Source organism: Halosolutus gelatinilyticus, assembly GCF_023028105.1.
Classification (GTDB): domain Archaea; phylum Halobacteriota; class Halobacteria; order Halobacteriales; family Natrialbaceae; genus Halosolutus; species Halosolutus gelatinilyticus.
The window spans coordinates 2,760,325-2,774,667 of record NZ_CP095491.1; the positions used below are offsets into that span (position 1 = coordinate 2,760,325).

Here is a 14,343-nt window from a genome sequence, read left to right on the forward strand (position 1 = left end):
TGTTCGATACTTCTCACCACAAGACTGACAGACGTGACTTATGGGTCCGTTTCGTCGAGTTCGATCGCGTTTGGTAGTTCGCGTCTCGTCCTCTACTTCGTCTCGTCCAACTAAGTAGTAAAGAATAACGCTGAGTATCCCGCCAAGAAGCGTTGCAAGCACCCAAAGAAACGTACTCTGTGAGCTATTGACGCTCGCGTCCAGACCGATCCAAATAGCCAACACAACCCAGACAAATACTATCAGCCACTCCGGCATAATCGACTATTCAAAACTCTCATGTGAATATTCTTGGGAAATGTCGGAATAGAAACTAGCCATCTTGCACAGTTTGTACACGTAGTTACCGCGAATGCTGGTCCATGGTCCTAATCTTTGGACGTAGGAGGTGTCTGTGAACCCGTCTTTGTGGTCACAAGGGCGTCCGCATTGCGACTGTAGCAAACATCTCAAATCATATCGAATAATGACGCCTGATGGGAATTGCCGATGATAGGGAAAGTATGGAACTCCTCAAGAACCTATTTCAACCTCAGAAACATTTTTATTATTATGCGAAGACTCGAACTCGTGATTCCCGCCGAGTACAAAAACGACGTAAGTCGCGTGCTCGATGAAGAGGAAGTCGGCTACACGGCGAGTGGGCCACTCGACGGCCCGGACGAGGCTGAACTCGTCACCATCTCATTTCCCGCCCCGGTGAACGCGGTCGAACCGATCCTCGATCGGCTCTGGGACTACGGCCTCGAGGATGACGACGCCTCAGTCGTCGTCCTCCCCGCAGAGAGCATCATCTCAAATCGGGCCGATGCGCTTCGATCCCGGTATTCAAGTTCGGCCGAGTCCGGAACGCGAATCGCACGTGAAGAACTCCTTGCCCGCGCTCAAAACCTCGTCCCGGGAATGGTCGTCTATTTCGTCATGTTGATCTTAAGCGTCGTTATCGCCGTCGCTGGGCTCGTCGCAAATTCAGTCGCGGTCGTCGTCGGCTCGATGGTCGTCGCACCGTTGATGGGACCGGCACTGGCGGCAAGCGTGGGTACGGTTGTCGGCGATCGTGAATTATTCGTTCGCGGTATCAGTATGCAGATATCTGGCGTGGTCGTTTCGGTAATCGTTGCGATCGGATTCGCGAGTCTGGTTCGATATATCCACATATTCCCGGTCGACCAGATAATGACGATCGGTGAAATCTCGAGCCGGACGTCGCCGGACTTCCTCGCTCTTGTGGTGGCCATCGCCGCCGGTGCCGCGGGCGCCTACAGCCTCTCTACCGGCTCCTCGACGAGTCTCGTCGGCGTTGCCGTCGCCGCTGCGCTCGTACCGCCGCTGGGCGTCGTCGGAATCGGACTTGCGTGGGGGAGGCCGATGGTCTCCATCGGCGCGCTTATTCTGGTACTTGTTAATCTTCTCGCAATTAACCTCGTCGCTATCGCTGGCTTCTATTATCAAGGATACCGCCCACGCAACTGGTCTGAGATCGGTACCGTCAGGATTGCAGCTCGGAGACGGATCGCAGTCCTCGCGGTTTGTCTTCTCGTACTCTCGTCCTTTTTAGGAGTCGTCACGATTGGAGAACTTCGAGCGGCAACGATCAGGGAGGACGTTCGGGCCGACGTCACCGAGGTCATCGACAACCCAGCGTACGCCGACGCCAACTTAGTTGAGGTTCAGTTTATCAGTGACAATTCACTTCCGACTTCTCAGCCTGAACGCGTCGTCGTTACTGTTGGCCATCCCCCGGGGGAATCGTTTCCGGGCCTGCTCAATGACCTTCGCGACGCAGTCGACGACTCGATCGTGGTCGACCTCAACTTCGAACAGGAGGCCTGACGTGATAAGAGAGAAGCCGTGATACGAAACGAGTCGCTGACGAGGAGATGCTGCGACAGGCACTCCCCAATTGGGAGGGATCGACATGAGCCGCGATTTCGAACCGATCACGCTCCAGGAGGCGGTCGATCTCTACGTCGCGCACCGAGAACTGGAGGTGAGCGCAAAGACGCTCCAGAACCACAAGTACCGGCTCAACGCCTTCGTCGAGTGGTGTAACGAGGTAGGGGATCGACAACCTCGACGATCTCAGTGGGCGCGATCTCCATCGCTACTGCGTCCTGCGGCAGCAAGACGTGGACGTCGTCACCCTTCACGGGCAGCTGGCGACGCTCCGTGTGTTCCTCGAGTTTTGCGCGTCGATCGATGCCGTCGAACCGGGAATGCGCGAGCGCGTGAAGCTGCCCGACGTCGATCGCGACGACGAGCGCCGCGAGCAGGACGTCGACGACCTGGTGATCATTCAGCGGGAGCATCTTCGTCCTCCTCGTCGACGTCGTCCTCGAGGTCGTCGCGATCGGCGTCGACGTCCTCGAGGCGGGCCTGCTCGTTGTGCTGACGAATCCCCTCGGTCGCGATCCGAATCCCCTGCTCGACGCCGTTGAAGTTGCCGAGCAGGAACATCTGCGCGACGTTCCGGTTCATGTCCCGGTTCCAGACGACGACGTGCGAGACGAACCACGCCACCGAGACGCCGAACTGCCGGTTGATGTAGTCAGCGACGATCTCCGAGCGGGACAGGTCCGAGCCCTGCTTCCGGTACTGCTTCACCAAGAGGTCGCACTTACGACGCCACTCGTCGGCCTCGAGGTCGAGATAGTCGCGGGCGTTGTCGGCGTTCTCGAGGCGCTCTTCGCCGACGTGGTCGAACCAGAAGCCGGGGATGTCCCCGCTGATGAGCGCCTCGACGAGCGCCTTCATCTGCTCCTTGCGCTCGTCCTTCTCGGGGATCTCCTCGATGTGGTCGATTCCCATCTCGTCGTGAAGGGCGTCGACGGCTCGAAGCATCGAGATCTCTTCGCGGCGATAAGGCCGGTCAGGATGTCGCCGGCCTCTCCCTCGAGCATCTTTCCGACGAGTTGTTTCGTGAGTTGTTCCCTCGAGACGCCCGGTAGTCGGTCCATTCCCACCATGCGGAGCCCTCGCTGGTGTTCGCCGTCGCTGCTGCTTCGCTCGCCAGTGCGTCGATGACCGCCGGGTTCGTCGCGATCGCCGCGACGAGGAACATCAGCGTCGTGATGATGAGCGCCTGTCCCGGCGGGATCTCTTCGGTGACGCCCTTCGAGGAAATCCATTCGTCCATCGCGTCGCCGATCTCGAGTTGGTGGGCGAGTTCCTTGTCGACCCCCTGCGCCTCGTCGCCGCCGTACTTGGTGATGGCGGCGTTCGAGACGGCGCAGAGGCCGTTTACGTAGTGGTCGCCCATTGTCTTCCCGCCGGCGATGTCCTCGAGGGCGTCGTCGTCGCTCGCCTCCTGGTCGACGTCGTCGACGTCGTCGGTCGTCTCCTCGCTCTCCTCCTCGATCCTCTCCTTCACGGCGTCGAGGTCGATCGCGCCGCCGGAGACGTCGGGCTGCTCCTCCTCGTTCTCGTCCGGCTCGACATCGTCGACGTCGTCCGGGGTGGTTTCGTCGCTCATTCGATCATCGGCACCTCGTCACGGTCGACCGCAGGGCTTGTCTCGTCGTCCTCCTCGAGGTCAACGGGCTGCTGCTGACGGGCGCGGTAGACCCGCCAGACGACGAACAGGAGCAACAGCGCCGAGGCGATCACGAGGTACGTCGTGGGGCTCGCCGAGGGGATCAGCGACCCCCCTTCTCCCTGGTCGTCTGTCTGCTCGATCGGCTCCTCAACCTGCTCGTCCGTCGCTTCCTCGCTGGTCTCGTCCCCCTCGCCGTCCCCGCCTTCGGGGGCCTCGAGGGCGTCCGACCAGGCCCTTCGTCCCTGGCCTGCTGGTGGTCGTCGTCACCCATCGCGTTGGTGTGGCCCCTGAGCGCCTCGGGAGAGGCGAACGGGGGCTGGTCGTCGTCCCATTCGTCGTCGTGTTTCTCGCCCCCCTCTACGGGGCAGTAGTAGCCGGTCATGGCGTCACCAGTCGATTCCTTCTTCGGTCAGGCGCCGATCGCTAAGGATACTGTATGAGCCTGTGATGTAGCGAGCGAGGCGGCTATTTCTGGTCACTCGATCGTGGCCGTCGAATCCTTTGGGCGGCTCGCCCTCCTGGAGGGTCGATCGATGACGTCCTCGAGGTCGGGCATCACATGCCACGACTTCTGACCAGCGGGCGTTTCGACCCAGATCACTGGCCAGCCGTCGTGATAATAGTAACCAGCGTACCCTGTTCCCCAGGTCATTGCGACGATCGTCGCGAAGCCGATCGCGAGCAGGTTGCGGTCGTGATACACGTCGTCGATACTTTTCTCGGACTCGTCGGGTGGGTCCATACTCCGCTAAACCGGTGTGACACACATCACGGGGGGTAGAATTGAAACTTCAATAACCAGCAAAATACCAATCGAGACGTGTATTTTTGTAGGTGTATCACCACCTACCTCATGTGATGACAACTGCGTCGGCTCGCGCCCAGCAAGCAACTGAGGCCCACCGCGATGATGAGACGATCCCGTGTGGGATGGTTCGTGCACAGGAGAGCGGAAACAGCGTCTACTCGATCCTTCCCAGTCCGTTTAGTGATAACGAGGAGATCGAGCAAGGAACACCGCTCTACGTTGCGTATGATGTGAAAACGGGATCGTTCATCGTGACGCCGATCGAAGCGTAGCGGTAGTTGAAACACTATTTATCTATTTCAATCTTCCTACGAATATAAACGGACGGATTTGCTAAGTGCATATGCGAATTGAACGCCGATATCTCTCAAATATTGAACTAGTTCGACATTCTGTGGTCATGAGGTGCCGACCGTTCGCTCGAACTTCTGAATTCCGTCGTCGCTCCCCGCGACGATCACTTCATCGTCAACTCCAATTGTTGTACGTTCGTCTGTGCAGACAGTGTCACCGCGTGAAACGCCGATGAGGGTCCATCCATGTTCATCGGTGAGACGAGCGTCTGCCAATGATTTACCGACGAATGGGGCTGCGTCAGCCCGAACAAGACGAATCTGGCTTGTTGGATCAATAACCCTTTCACCGTGGACTTCCGTCGCGACCAGTCGAGCGGATACTTGCTGGATGGAGAGAACATAGTCGGCGCCAGCTCTGAACGCTGCTTTCGTTTTCTCTCCATCTGTTACACGCGCAAGGATTTCGATTTCGCTCGACATTGAGCGAGCTATGGCGATGGTCAACAATGCAGTCGAATCGCCATCAACGGTAACAACCAGTGCAGAGGTGTCGTCGATGCTGGCCTTGCGGAGCGTTTCAGGTTCAGTAACGTCACCGATAACGTCGGGGCTACGCCCTTCTGATTCGTCGACAGTTGTCACTGAGACGCCCGTCGGGAGCGCCTCGACAGCAGCTGTTCCGCCCTCACCAAAACCAGCAACAACGATCTTCGAGGGGGTCTCGATACGTCGTGATCGGACGCCCGCAACTTCGTTTGTTATCTCATCGATCTCGCTCGTTGGCCCGGCGACAACCAGAACGGTGTTAGGCGTGAGTTTGTCGTTGGGTGACGGCGGTAGGTGAAGTTTGCCGTTCAACCAACCGGCGATCAGCGTCAGGTCTGGGTGGTTCGCGATCGGCGAGTCGCGTACTTGGACGCCATGAAGCGGGCTATCTCGCCGGACAAGTATCTCGCGGATATCGACCTTATCGTTGTCGGACTGTTCATCGATCGTGACGGGTGTTGTCGCTTTCTCCGCCAGTCGCTGGCCGATCAGCGCGTGTGGGGCAACACTTCGATCGACGCCGACTTCTGCAAGCGCCTTTTGCCGGCGGGTCGACTCTGTGAAACTGATCACCCGAAGATCCCCATTGGCTTCCAGCGCGGTTAACACGACGTTTGCGGTTTTGTCGCCAGCATCGGTGATGAGCAACGCCGCTCGTTCGATCGTAGCACGGTCAAGGTCGGCTCGATCCTCAGGGTCGCCGTTGATAGCTTGATAGCCGTCATCTGAGAGCCGTTTCGCCTCTTCTTCGTTGGATTCGATGAGGACGTAGTCGATGTCGAGTTCATCGAGGAGCATGTCCGTGTCACGCTGATACTCCGCGATGACGACATGGTCATTCTTGGTGGTGAGACGGTCATCAAGGTTCAACGGTGTCCGCTCGAATAACGGGATGACCAAGACACGCAATGTGACGAAGCCGATGATGACACCGGTCAATTGGATCGTCACCATCAGAACGTTCATCACTGGCGTTTCCCAAGGCGAATCCGCGCCATACCCTGTCGTCGTCATCGTCTCAACCACCGTCTGGAACGACCGGAAGACCGACTGGGGACGGTTTTCGAACACTCGCATCCCCCAATTGTAGACGATCGTATAGAAGAGAACGACCAAAGCGAGACCGATCACGAAAACCACTAATAGCCGTTGACGTTTCGTGAAATCCCGCGGATGCAGCCCCTTACTGTCTCTGAGTTCGCGTATTGACGTCCAGTCATCGACACTATGACCCTCCGATCAATTAAATAACCGGTCGACTGTTGCGTGGATGTGCTACGGGAGATGGCTGTAGCAATATGTTTGCTCCTTGCTTAGGGCGGTGAGCGGTTGACCGGGAACTGTCCTGATGATTCTGAATACCTGTTCCCTGCTCCATAGGGCGTTATACAGAATTAACTGTTTGACGGTGATATCAACCGGTACCATGCTTTGTCCGCAGTGTCAACACCGACTCAAACCTAGAGCTACCGATAAGAACGTCGGCGGAAAAAACGTAGTGTTCATCAGCTGTAAAAATTGCAACACTGTCATTGGAGTCTTATGACAGTAATATAATAAAACAGTATTTTGAATGTCATGCATACTTACTATTTTGTGACACTTCGATGATTTACTGTTGTCAGTCGGTGGTTGGTACCTGATCGCGCTCTATCCTGGCGAGATACGGCCCGACGACTGCCCAGAGTGATTCGGAATACTGCATCAGCACGCTGCCGAGGATGCTCATCACGAGTACGTATCCCACTGTTAGATCGGGAATCGTCTCGGTCATGATAGGACCGGTACCGGCCGCTGCGATCGTCGCCGCAATGATCAGTGAGAACTCCCCGCGGGTGACCATACCGGTCGCGACCCGCAGCGATCGCCGCTCGTCGAGATCGTAGATACGACCGCCGAGGTAACCGCTAACGAGCTTCGTCGGCGTTGTCACCAGCACGGCGATCGCCAGTACAGCGACCAATCCGAGGTCGACGAATACTCGTGGGTCGGTCCCGAGTCCGACCCAGAAGAAAAATATCGCCGCGAACACGTCTCGGACCGGCGTCAGCAGCCTCTCGATCTCGTCGACGTGATCGGTGCTTGAAAATCCCATTCCGATGAAAAAAGCGGCGACGGCCTCACTAACATCCAACAGCAGCGCGATTCCCGCGACAAAGACGACGAGAGCGACCGTCCGGAGTATTGTCAGTTCCTGGGAGTCGATCGCCAGAAACCGCTGGAAGAATTCGGAACCGTAGAAGACGCCGACGACGAGGATAAGAAGAAAGCCGACAGCAACGCCGATGTCGGCCGCCGCCTCGCCGAGGTCGCCGCTCCCGATCACGATAGCGGAGACGGTTGCGAGATAGAACGCGATAAACAGGTCCTCAAACACCAGCGTCCCGAGCATCGGACTACTCTCGTCGTTGGCGATCCACCCGAGGTCGATCAGCGACTTAGTGATCACCGCGCTTGAAGAGATGTAGACGATCCCCCCGAGCAACACCGCCTCGACGAGCGACCAGCCTAGCGCAAGGCCGATTATGACTCCGGCTGGAAAATTGATCACCAGGTCGACGACACCCGCCTTTCCGATCCGGTCTCGACTTTCGAGTAGTCGAGTCATGCTGAATTCAAGACCGAGGAAAAAAAGGAGGAAAACGATCCCGAGCTCGGCCCCGAGTTCGATGAACTCACTCTCAGAGATGAACGGCTGCTGGATCTGTACACCGGCATCGCCAAGCGTCAGGGGCGCGAGGGTACCGAGGACATACTCGCTGGCGAGCATGCCACCCACGATGTAAAACGGGATGACAGACTGTCCAATCCGATTAGCTATTGCTCCCGCAAGGGCCACTGTAACGAACATGGCCCCGATTTCGATCAGGGGTGTCTCCGCCATCTACGACTCGTCGATGTACGACTGTTCGCCGTTCTCTGTAGGTTCGTCGAGGCTCGCTTCGCCGGCTGCGAGGCGTTCGAACTCTTGGTGGCTCTCTCGGTCACCGATTGAGACAAGCGTGTCGCCTTCTTCGATTGTGACGTCCGGCGGCGGGTTCTGGATCGTTTCCCCGCCGCGCTGGATGGCGATAATCGAGACGCCAGTCCGCTGGCGGATACCCGATTCAGTGAGCGTCTTGCCGATCAAGGAGGACTCGGCGGTCACCTTGGCCCACTCGATGATCGTCTCGTCGTCTAATACAGTGCTGATCTGGTCATCTCGAATGGGTTGGAAATATGCGCCCTCCATGATCGTGCCGACCTGCCGCGCGAGCTTATCTGATAGCTCGAACACCTTTTCGGAGTCGGCTTCAGGAGTCTGCCGTAAGAATAGCTCTCGCTTACCCGTGTTGTGGATGACGATGACGAGCTGGGCTTCCCCGTCAAGGTCGATCTCGAACTTCTTTCCGACCCCAGGAAGATCGGTCTCGTAGACGGCCATATCGAACAAAGGAACGAAATAGACAAAAGTCCCCATGGTCGTGAGCTGGCGAATATCACATCCGAATCATGCGCATACTCGCCTCCACAGTCGGTTTGATCTTACTAACCGAAGTTTGCCGGCTACTGATTGCTTTACCACACATCCCCAGCCGCGGATGCTCGGGACGGTAACGATCACCTCGACTCAAAAATTATGTTGAGTCAGGCCGAAGCTCCATATACGCCGTTTCAGGACCTATGAAAGAGATTGAATCCATGACAATCCATCCATTTGGTGATGGATTGCTTGTTGAACTGATCGGTATTGATGAACATGATGATGTCTCTACAGTGACGATTGAATTTGACATTGTAGATGATAACGGAGAAGCGGCTGCCCGTGAAGATATTCCCTCAAACTATAAAGAGGACGTTAAGGCAGTTCTTTCCAAGAATGGATATTCGATTTCTAATATCTAAGGCCACTCTTTGCTGTATACGCATCTGATATTGATCAGCCGATTCACGACTCAGTCGTAAGAACGAAACTTTGCTCTCGATTACATGCATGAGGGCATCATAGATGCCCCTATTACTCAGTTCGCGTTACCTTCCCGGTACTTCCACTGTTTCGGATCAGCGCACGGCGGTTTGACGTACCAGTTCCGCCAGCGATGAAGCGCTTCGCCGGAGAGACCGATCAGCATTGCTCCAAGCGCAACGAATCCCTGCTGCCGGAGAGGCATTAGCGCGTCTGGGAGTTCGTTCTTACTCACTTGCCGAGTCTCCTGGGCGATACTTCCAGCGTGACGCCGCTGGTAGATTTTCAGGTCTTCCGTCGCGTACTTGAGGCATGCTTCGTACAGTTCACGCAGCTGAGGATCAGCCGGATAGTACCCGTCGTCCCTACTGTCGACGTCGACGCAACCATACTCAGAGACTACGTCTTGCATCTGCTCCTCGATGACGTCGGTCATCGTCTCGCCGAGTGATTCGCAGGCGGCCTTGAAATCCTCCTTTAGTTTCGCGTCGACTTTCGCACTGAGACGGGTTTGACCGGCGCTACTGTAGCCTTCGGCACCCATCCGGCTCATCGACGACCACCTGCCGACGTGTACACAGAATCGGGGGTGTTTGACCCCATCGTGTTCACGGGTGAACACGCAGACGGCGTCGAGATAGACAGTTTAGCCACACGCCCCCTGGGGGATGCCCGCGGAGGGCTATCGCGCGCGGGTGCGTGCGTCATCGGTGGCACACCTCCTCCTGAGCCCGCTCTATGGCGCCGTCGAATCGTTCTCCGTCGAACGTCTCCCCGGTCATCTGCCGCATTTCGTGCTCGTCGCCGGGGCTGCCATCGGTTTTCTCGACGTCGATGAGTCCGATGAAGGCGGCTTTCCTGAGCGTGCAGAGGTGCGCACAGGGACCGTCGTGATACTTCCAGCCTTTGCAGTCGCACCGCCCGATGTACTTGTCCTCCTCTACTCCGAGGGCGCAGTAGTGGACGTCCTCGCCGCCTCGAAGCGTCACCTTGTAACCGAACCGTCCGAACCGCTCGATCAGCGCGGCGTTGGGTCGGGCTCGAGTCCACGATCGCGACTGCTCGTCCCGTTCGGTGTGGAAATCGAGTGGTTCTCCGTCCGTCGGTTGCGGAAACGCGCTCATGATCCTCGATACACCTCCCCGACGGGGTGCGGCCCGTTCTCACAGACAATCTGTGGGATACCGCCCGGACTCGTCTCCGGCTTCATCCGGCCGCCGCAGTGAGGGCAGTATCGGGTCACCGCCCGACACCTCCGCCGTGCAGGGATTGATCACAGTGGCGGTCGCCAAGTGCCCGCCCGGCGAGTTCGTTCAACCCATCGCACTCGCAGCGAAGAATCACGGTCGACATACCCCCTCCTCAAGCGCAGAGCACTTCCGATGGTCGTGGTCGATCGGTAGGCCGCAGTAGTTGCAGACCGGTGCGTAGGGGTCGTACTCCCTTTGCTCACCGCCCGACGTCGTCGAGGTCCGCCGAGTTTTCCGGTGCTCTCTCTTCCCTACGGCGGTGTCAGAATTAGCCGATTCTACTGATTTCGACCATTTAGAACCCTCTCCCGTGCGGTGATACTCATCGCTCGCGGGAATTAATTTCGAGTGGACTCGCCGGGATTTGAACCCGGGGCCTCTCCCATGCCAAGGGAGTGATCTACCGCTGATCTACGAGCCCTCGATCGCAGTAGCAGCTTTCACGCACGACCGTATAAACCCCTCGATATTCGCCGACAGCGTGGGGGAACCGCTATCGTGCTGATCGCTCACGGACCCCAAAACGGCTCCGATCGAAACCCGCATTCTCCGAACTATTGTTTCAGGTGTTCGATTCGCGCGTACCGGCCCGCTCGCCAGCCGGTGATCGCCGCGACGATCGTCCCGACGACGATCGCGAGGACGAACCCGATCGCGTACACGACGGGCGAGGTCTGTAGGAGGTTGTCGAACCCCACTACGGAAGCAGCCAGGGCGTTCAGCCCGTCGGCGATCGGGCGGGTAGCGAGGAGGCCGGCCAGGCCGCCGAGGACGCCGACGACGACCCCCTGGACGGCGATCGTGCCCGCGAGCAGCCAGCGGGAGAGGCCGATCGCTCGGAGGGCCGCGAGTTCGCCGCGCTGGCGGGCGGTCGCGAGCGCGAAGACGTTGACCGTCAGCGCGATACCGCCGACGACGGCGAGGACGATCAGCGTGGCGCCGCTGGCGATGATCACGGGTCGATCTTCGATCATCGATTCGACCTGCTCGTCGCTCGTGCGGACGTCGTAGTCGGGGTACTCCGCGGCGAGGTCGTCCCGTACCGCGTCCCGATCGGCGTCCTCCGTCACCTCGGCGGTGATGAACGTCGCGCGATCGGTGCCGCTCGTCCCGGCGACGGTCTGGAGGTCCGCGAACGGGACCGTGATCGCCTGCGAGCCGAGGAACTGCGAGTGGTAGGCGGAGATGCCGACGACGGTGAACTCGTACTCGGGTGCCGTCTCGCGGCTCGTTCCGACGTAGATCGTGTCGCCGACCTCGGCGTCGTGGGCTTTGGCGATCCGCGGATCGAGGATGATCTCGCCGTACTGCAGTTCGTCAGATCGTCTCGCGGCGGCTTCGTTCGCGGCTTCGAATTCGAATCCGCCGCCGGCTTCGTAATTGAACCTGTCGTGGGTCTCCTGGACCCCGACGGCGGGGTAGCGCTCCAGTGACCCGGGATCGGTCCCCACGTACACCTCGTGCATCGCGATCGGGCTCGCTGACCGGATGTCCTCTCGCTGGTTGATCTCCGCGATGGTGCCGTGGGCGCCGTCGATCGGGTTCTCCGTGCCGCTGGCGGATCGGTCGACCGGGTCGTTCGAGATCCAGATGTCACGATTGGCGTTCTGGAGCCCCTCCTCGCCCTTCTCGATGACGCCGACGCCGAGGCCGGCGAGCAGCGTCATCGAGAGCACGGCCAGCATCACCGCAAGGACGGTGAGCACGGTCCGGCCCGGCGACCGGCGAAGCTGTGCGAGCGCGATCCCGACGACGGCGCTCGCCCGCGTCTTCGCGCCGCGGACGCCCGTCGTCCCCTCGCGGACGCTCATCGGCTCACCTCCTGAAGGACGGACGTCCGGGCGGCGACCGCGATCGGATAGGGGACGGCGACGAGCCCCGAAAACAGCGCGACGACGATCGCGTACGGGACGAACAGCGGGTGAAAGGCCGCGACGGACCCCGGTCCGGCGGTCACGCCGGCGACCGCGTTCAGGACGGCGATCCCCGCGATTCCGAGCCCGATCCCGAGGAGCGCGCCGATCAGCGTCGTGGCCAGCGTCGTCAGCGCGACCACGAGGAGCCGACCGTGGGTGGGGATCCCGACGGCTTCGAGCACGGCGATCGAGCGCCGGTCGTCGTCGACGGTCATGCCGACGGTCGTCGCGACGAACGAGGCGCAGATGACGACGCCGACGACGAGCGCGAGCAGACTCGTCGCGAGCGCCAGGCCGTCACCGGCCAGCGCCGACGGGTCGTGCCCGTCAAGCGGGTCGACGCTGGCGCTCGGGTACGCCTCGGTGGCGGCCGCCTCCGCGGACTCGACATCCCCCCAGACGAGGAGGTGATTCGCGAGGTCGCCGTTGTCGGCGCCGGACGCCGACTGGAGGTCGTGCAGGTGGACGACGGCGACCGGCGTCCCGCTCGCTGATTCCGACTTGCCCGCCGTCTCGATCGCGGACACGTTCCACGCCGCGTCGCCGTCCGAATCGGCGTTCGAGGGGGTAAAATCGTTCGACTGGGCGAGGTCGTCGCCGGTCGACGCGTTGAGGCGCTCCGCGGCCGCGCGCGACAGGACGATCTTACGGTCGGACGGGCCGGCGTTCGAGCCGGTCGCGTCGCGACGGTCGCCCGACTCGAGTTCGTCCGTCGGGAGGCCCGCGACGGTTCGTGACTGCTCGTCGGGGACGACGCCGACGAGGAGAACGGTCTTCGGCTCACCGCCGTCCGATTGGAGCTGGACCGTCTCGTAGAGGACGGGCGAGGCGTGATCGACGCCCTCCTCCGATCGGATCGTCTCGGCCCGCTCGCTCGCGGCGCCGAGTCGCGGTCCCTCGACCTCGTCGACGGTCGACAGCGTCCCGCTGTCCGCCGGTGCGACCCGGACGTCGGCGTCGGTCTCGGTCGCGATCCCGCCGCCGGCAAGCGACAACGCGATCCCCGTCACGAGCAACAGCAGCGCGATCGTGAGGGCGACGGCGCTGACGGTCGCGAGCACCCGCCCCGATCGCGTCTTCGTCGCTCGCTTCCAGAGGCGAACGATCGTCACGCCGACGAGTCCACGCCAGCGGCTCCGGCGCGTGCCGGCGTCGTCGCCGTACGCCGGATCCTCACCGCCCATCCTCGATCACCCGTCCGTCCCGGAGCGTGACCACCCGATTGGCGACGGCGAGCGTGCTCGGGTCGTGGGAGGCGACGACGATCGCGCGGTCGCGTCCGACGTCGGTGAGCAACTCGAGCACGTCGGTCCCGGTGTCAGTGTCGAGTTCGCCCGTCGGTTCGTCGGCGACGACCACGTCCGGGTCCGTCGCGAGCGCTCGCGCGATCGCGACTCGCTGTTGTTCGCCGCCGCTGAGTTCGCCGGGGAGGTGCGTGACGCGGTCGGCGAGCCCGACCGCGTCGAGCAGCGCCGTCGCCCGCTCGCGCCGGTCGGATTTCGGGATTCCCCGCTGGACGAGCGGGAGCGCGACGTTCGCCCGCGCCGAGAGCGACGGCAGGAGGTGAAAGCGCTGGAAAACGATGCCGACGTGCCGGCGCCGAAGCCGCGTCCGCCCACGGCCGGAGAGGCTCGTCAGATCCGTCCCGCACAGTTCGATCGTCCCCGCCGTCGGCACGAGGAGGCCGGCGATTGCGTGGAGCAGCGTCGACTTGCCGCTCCCGCTGGGGCCCTGGAGACCGACGATCGTCCCCGGACGGACGTCGAGGGAGACCTCCCGAAGCGCGGTCACCGATCGGTCTTTCCCCGGACGAAACCGCCGGCTCCCGGTTCCGTACTCGTGAGAGACGGCGTCGAGACGAACCACCGCCTCGCCCTGCTCGTCGGTGCTGTGCGGCGAAAGCGACGGCGATGTCCGATCGAATTGTGTCACGGATTGCTCTTGGGCGACCGGACGCAGGCCGGGGCTATTGTTTCGGACTCGTTTGCCACAGATCAGGCGGCAGTTTCGCCGTCCGCGGCTGCGACGGGTGAGCGATACCCCCTC

The 14,343-nt window shown here is 60.5% G+C and carries 15 protein-coding genes, 1 tRNA gene and 2 pseudogenes; 4 read left to right on the forward strand and 14 right to left on the reverse strand.

The genetic code is table 11. From position 1 onward, the window contains the following. The first annotated feature begins 552 nt into the window (after positions 1–552). Together MUH00_RS13605 and MUH00_RS23220 are read left to right on the forward strand one after the other, a co-directional pair. Complete coding sequence (locus MUH00_RS13605; protein ID WP_246999408.1) at positions 553–1,833, forward strand: TIGR00341 family protein; 1,281 nt, start codon at positions 553–555, stop codon at positions 1,831–1,833. Between the two features lie 85 nt (positions 1,834–1,918). Continuing rightward, positions 1,919–2,282: pseudogene (locus MUH00_RS23220) on the forward strand (site-specific integrase); the annotation flags it as partial. Positions 2,283–2,292: 10 nt separating this feature from the next. Here MUH00_RS23220 and MUH00_RS13615 read toward each other — a convergent pair. From MUH00_RS13615 to MUH00_RS13635, 5 genes and pseudogenes are all read right to left on the reverse strand, one after another. Then, entirely contained in the window at positions 2,293–2,841 is a 549-nt protein-coding gene (locus MUH00_RS13615; protein ID WP_246999413.1) for a hypothetical protein, read from the reverse strand. A 28-nt stretch (positions 2,842–2,869) separates the two neighbouring features. Beyond that, entirely contained in the window at positions 2,870–3,472 is a 603-nt protein-coding gene (locus tag MUH00_RS13620) for a hypothetical protein (RefSeq protein ID WP_246999415.1), read from the reverse strand. After that, positions 3,469–3,606: a hypothetical protein gene (locus tag MUH00_RS13625; RefSeq protein ID WP_246999417.1), complete on the reverse strand. Its 138-nt coding sequence runs from the start codon at positions 3,604–3,606 to the stop codon at positions 3,469–3,471. The genes MUH00_RS13620 and MUH00_RS13625 overlap by 4 nt, the downstream gene beginning before the upstream one ends. 29 nt (positions 3,607–3,635) lie before the next feature. Continuing rightward, complete coding sequence (locus tag MUH00_RS13630; protein WP_246999419.1) at positions 3,636–3,917, reverse strand: hypothetical protein; 282 nt, start codon at positions 3,915–3,917, stop codon at positions 3,636–3,638. Positions 3,918–3,921: 4 nt separating this feature from the next. Then, positions 3,922–4,277: pseudogene (locus MUH00_RS13635) on the reverse strand (hypothetical protein). A 116-nt stretch (positions 4,278–4,393) separates the two neighbouring features. Between MUH00_RS13635 and MUH00_RS13640 the strand changes: the two are divergent. After that, positions 4,394–4,615 (forward strand): hypothetical protein, encoded by a 222-nt coding sequence (locus tag MUH00_RS13640; protein WP_246999421.1) that lies wholly within the window; start codon positions 4,394–4,396, stop codon positions 4,613–4,615. A 126-nt stretch (positions 4,616–4,741) separates the two neighbouring features. On the opposite strand, the gene MUH00_RS13645 is transcribed toward MUH00_RS13640, so the two are convergent. The 3 genes from MUH00_RS13645 to MUH00_RS13655 all read right to left on the reverse strand — a co-directional run bounded on the left by MUH00_RS13645 (position 4,742) and on the right by MUH00_RS13655 (position 8,609). Then, positions 4,742–6,391: a potassium channel family protein gene (locus MUH00_RS13645; protein WP_247003972.1), complete on the reverse strand. Its 1,650-nt coding sequence runs from the start codon at positions 6,389–6,391 to the stop codon at positions 4,742–4,744. Between the two features lie 415 nt (positions 6,392–6,806). Beyond that, the gene (locus MUH00_RS13650) at positions 6,807–8,069 is read right to left on the reverse strand and encodes a cation:proton antiporter (RefSeq protein ID WP_246999423.1); all 1,263 of its coding nucleotides are present in this window, start codon (positions 8,067–8,069) and stop codon (positions 6,807–6,809) included. Continuing rightward, positions 8,070–8,609 carry a cation:proton antiporter regulatory subunit gene (locus tag MUH00_RS13655; RefSeq protein ID WP_246999425.1) on the reverse strand — a complete coding sequence of 180 codons (540 nt, stop codon included), beginning with the start codon at positions 8,607–8,609 and terminating at the stop codon, positions 8,070–8,072. It lies immediately after the preceding gene. A gap of 239 nt (positions 8,610–8,848) precedes the next feature. Here MUH00_RS13655 and MUH00_RS13660 point away from each other — a divergent pair, with 239 nt between their 5' ends. Further along, positions 8,849–9,070, forward strand: coding sequence for a hypothetical protein (locus MUH00_RS13660; protein WP_246999427.1), 222 nt, complete (start codon positions 8,849–8,851; stop codon positions 9,068–9,070). A gap of 116 nt (positions 9,071–9,186) precedes the next feature. Here MUH00_RS13660 and MUH00_RS13665 read toward each other — a convergent pair whose 3' ends face one another. The 6 genes from MUH00_RS13665 to MUH00_RS13690 all read right to left on the reverse strand — a co-directional run bounded on the left by MUH00_RS13665 (position 9,187) and on the right by MUH00_RS13690 (position 14,163). Beyond that, positions 9,187–9,684, reverse strand: coding sequence for a hypothetical protein (locus tag MUH00_RS13665; RefSeq protein ID WP_246999429.1), 498 nt, complete (start codon positions 9,682–9,684; stop codon positions 9,187–9,189). 151 nt (positions 9,685–9,835) lie between these two features. After that, complete coding sequence (locus MUH00_RS13670; RefSeq protein ID WP_246999431.1) at positions 9,836–10,255, reverse strand: hypothetical protein; 420 nt, start codon at positions 10,253–10,255, stop codon at positions 9,836–9,838. A gap of 475 nt (positions 10,256–10,730) precedes the next feature. Further along, positions 10,731–10,802, reverse strand: a tRNA-Ala gene (locus MUH00_RS13675). 133 nt (positions 10,803–10,935) lie between these two features. Further along, positions 10,936–12,192, reverse strand: coding sequence for an ABC transporter permease (locus MUH00_RS13680; RefSeq protein WP_246999433.1), 1,257 nt, complete (start codon positions 12,190–12,192; stop codon positions 10,936–10,938). Next, the gene (locus MUH00_RS13685) at positions 12,189–13,481 is read right to left on the reverse strand and encodes an ABC transporter permease (RefSeq protein ID WP_246999435.1); all 1,293 of its coding nucleotides are present in this window, start codon (positions 13,479–13,481) and stop codon (positions 12,189–12,191) included. Before MUH00_RS13685 ends, MUH00_RS13680 begins: the two co-directional genes overlap by 4 nt. Continuing rightward, a complete protein-coding gene (locus MUH00_RS13690) occupies positions 13,471–14,163 on the reverse strand; it encodes an ABC transporter ATP-binding protein (RefSeq protein WP_247003973.1) in 693 nt (230 codons plus the stop codon). The genes MUH00_RS13685 and MUH00_RS13690 overlap by 11 nt, the downstream gene beginning before the upstream one ends. Positions 14,164–14,343: the final 180 nt, after the last annotated feature.

What these genes read in the sequence shown, in the direction of transcription:
- MUH00_RS13685 (WP_246999435.1), bottom strand. Translation starts at nt 13,481, where the DNA reads ATGGGCGGTGAGGATCCGGCGTACGGCGACGACGCCGGCACGCGCCGG.
- MUH00_RS13670 (WP_246999431.1), bottom strand. Translation starts at nt 10,255, where the DNA reads ATGAGCGCGTTTCCGCAACCGACGGACGGAGAACCACTCGATTTCCAC.
- MUH00_RS13660 (WP_246999427.1), top strand. Translation starts at nt 8,849, where the DNA reads ATGAAAGAGATTGAATCCATGACAATCCATCCATTTGGTGATGGATTG.
- MUH00_RS13655 (WP_246999425.1), bottom strand. Translation starts at nt 8,609, where the DNA reads ATGGCCGTCTACGAGACCGATCTTCCTGGGGTCGGAAAGAAGTTCGAG.
- MUH00_RS13665 (WP_246999429.1), bottom strand. Translation starts at nt 9,684, where the DNA reads ATGAGCCGGATGGGTGCCGAAGGCTACAGTAGCGCCGGTCAAACCCGT.
- MUH00_RS13680 (WP_246999433.1), bottom strand. Translation starts at nt 12,192, where the DNA reads ATGAGCGTCCGCGAGGGGACGACGGGCGTCCGCGGCGCGAAGACGCGG.
- MUH00_RS13640 (WP_246999421.1), top strand. Translation starts at nt 4,394, where the DNA reads ATGACAACTGCGTCGGCTCGCGCCCAGCAAGCAACTGAGGCCCACCGC.
- MUH00_RS13620 (WP_246999415.1), bottom strand. Translation starts at nt 3,472, where the DNA reads ATGAGCGACGAAACCACCCCGGACGACGTCGACGATGTCGAGCCGGAC.
- MUH00_RS13650 (WP_246999423.1), bottom strand. Translation starts at nt 8,069, where the DNA reads ATGGCGGAGACACCCCTGATCGAAATCGGGGCCATGTTCGTTACAGTG.
- MUH00_RS13630 (WP_246999419.1), bottom strand. Translation starts at nt 3,917, where the DNA reads ATGACCGGCTACTACTGCCCCGTAGAGGGGGGCGAGAAACACGACGAC.
- MUH00_RS13615 (WP_246999413.1), bottom strand. Translation starts at nt 2,841, where the DNA reads ATGCTTCGAGCCGTCGACGCCCTTCACGACGAGATGGGAATCGACCAC.
- MUH00_RS13605 (WP_246999408.1), top strand. Translation starts at nt 553, where the DNA reads ATGCGAAGACTCGAACTCGTGATTCCCGCCGAGTACAAAAACGACGTA.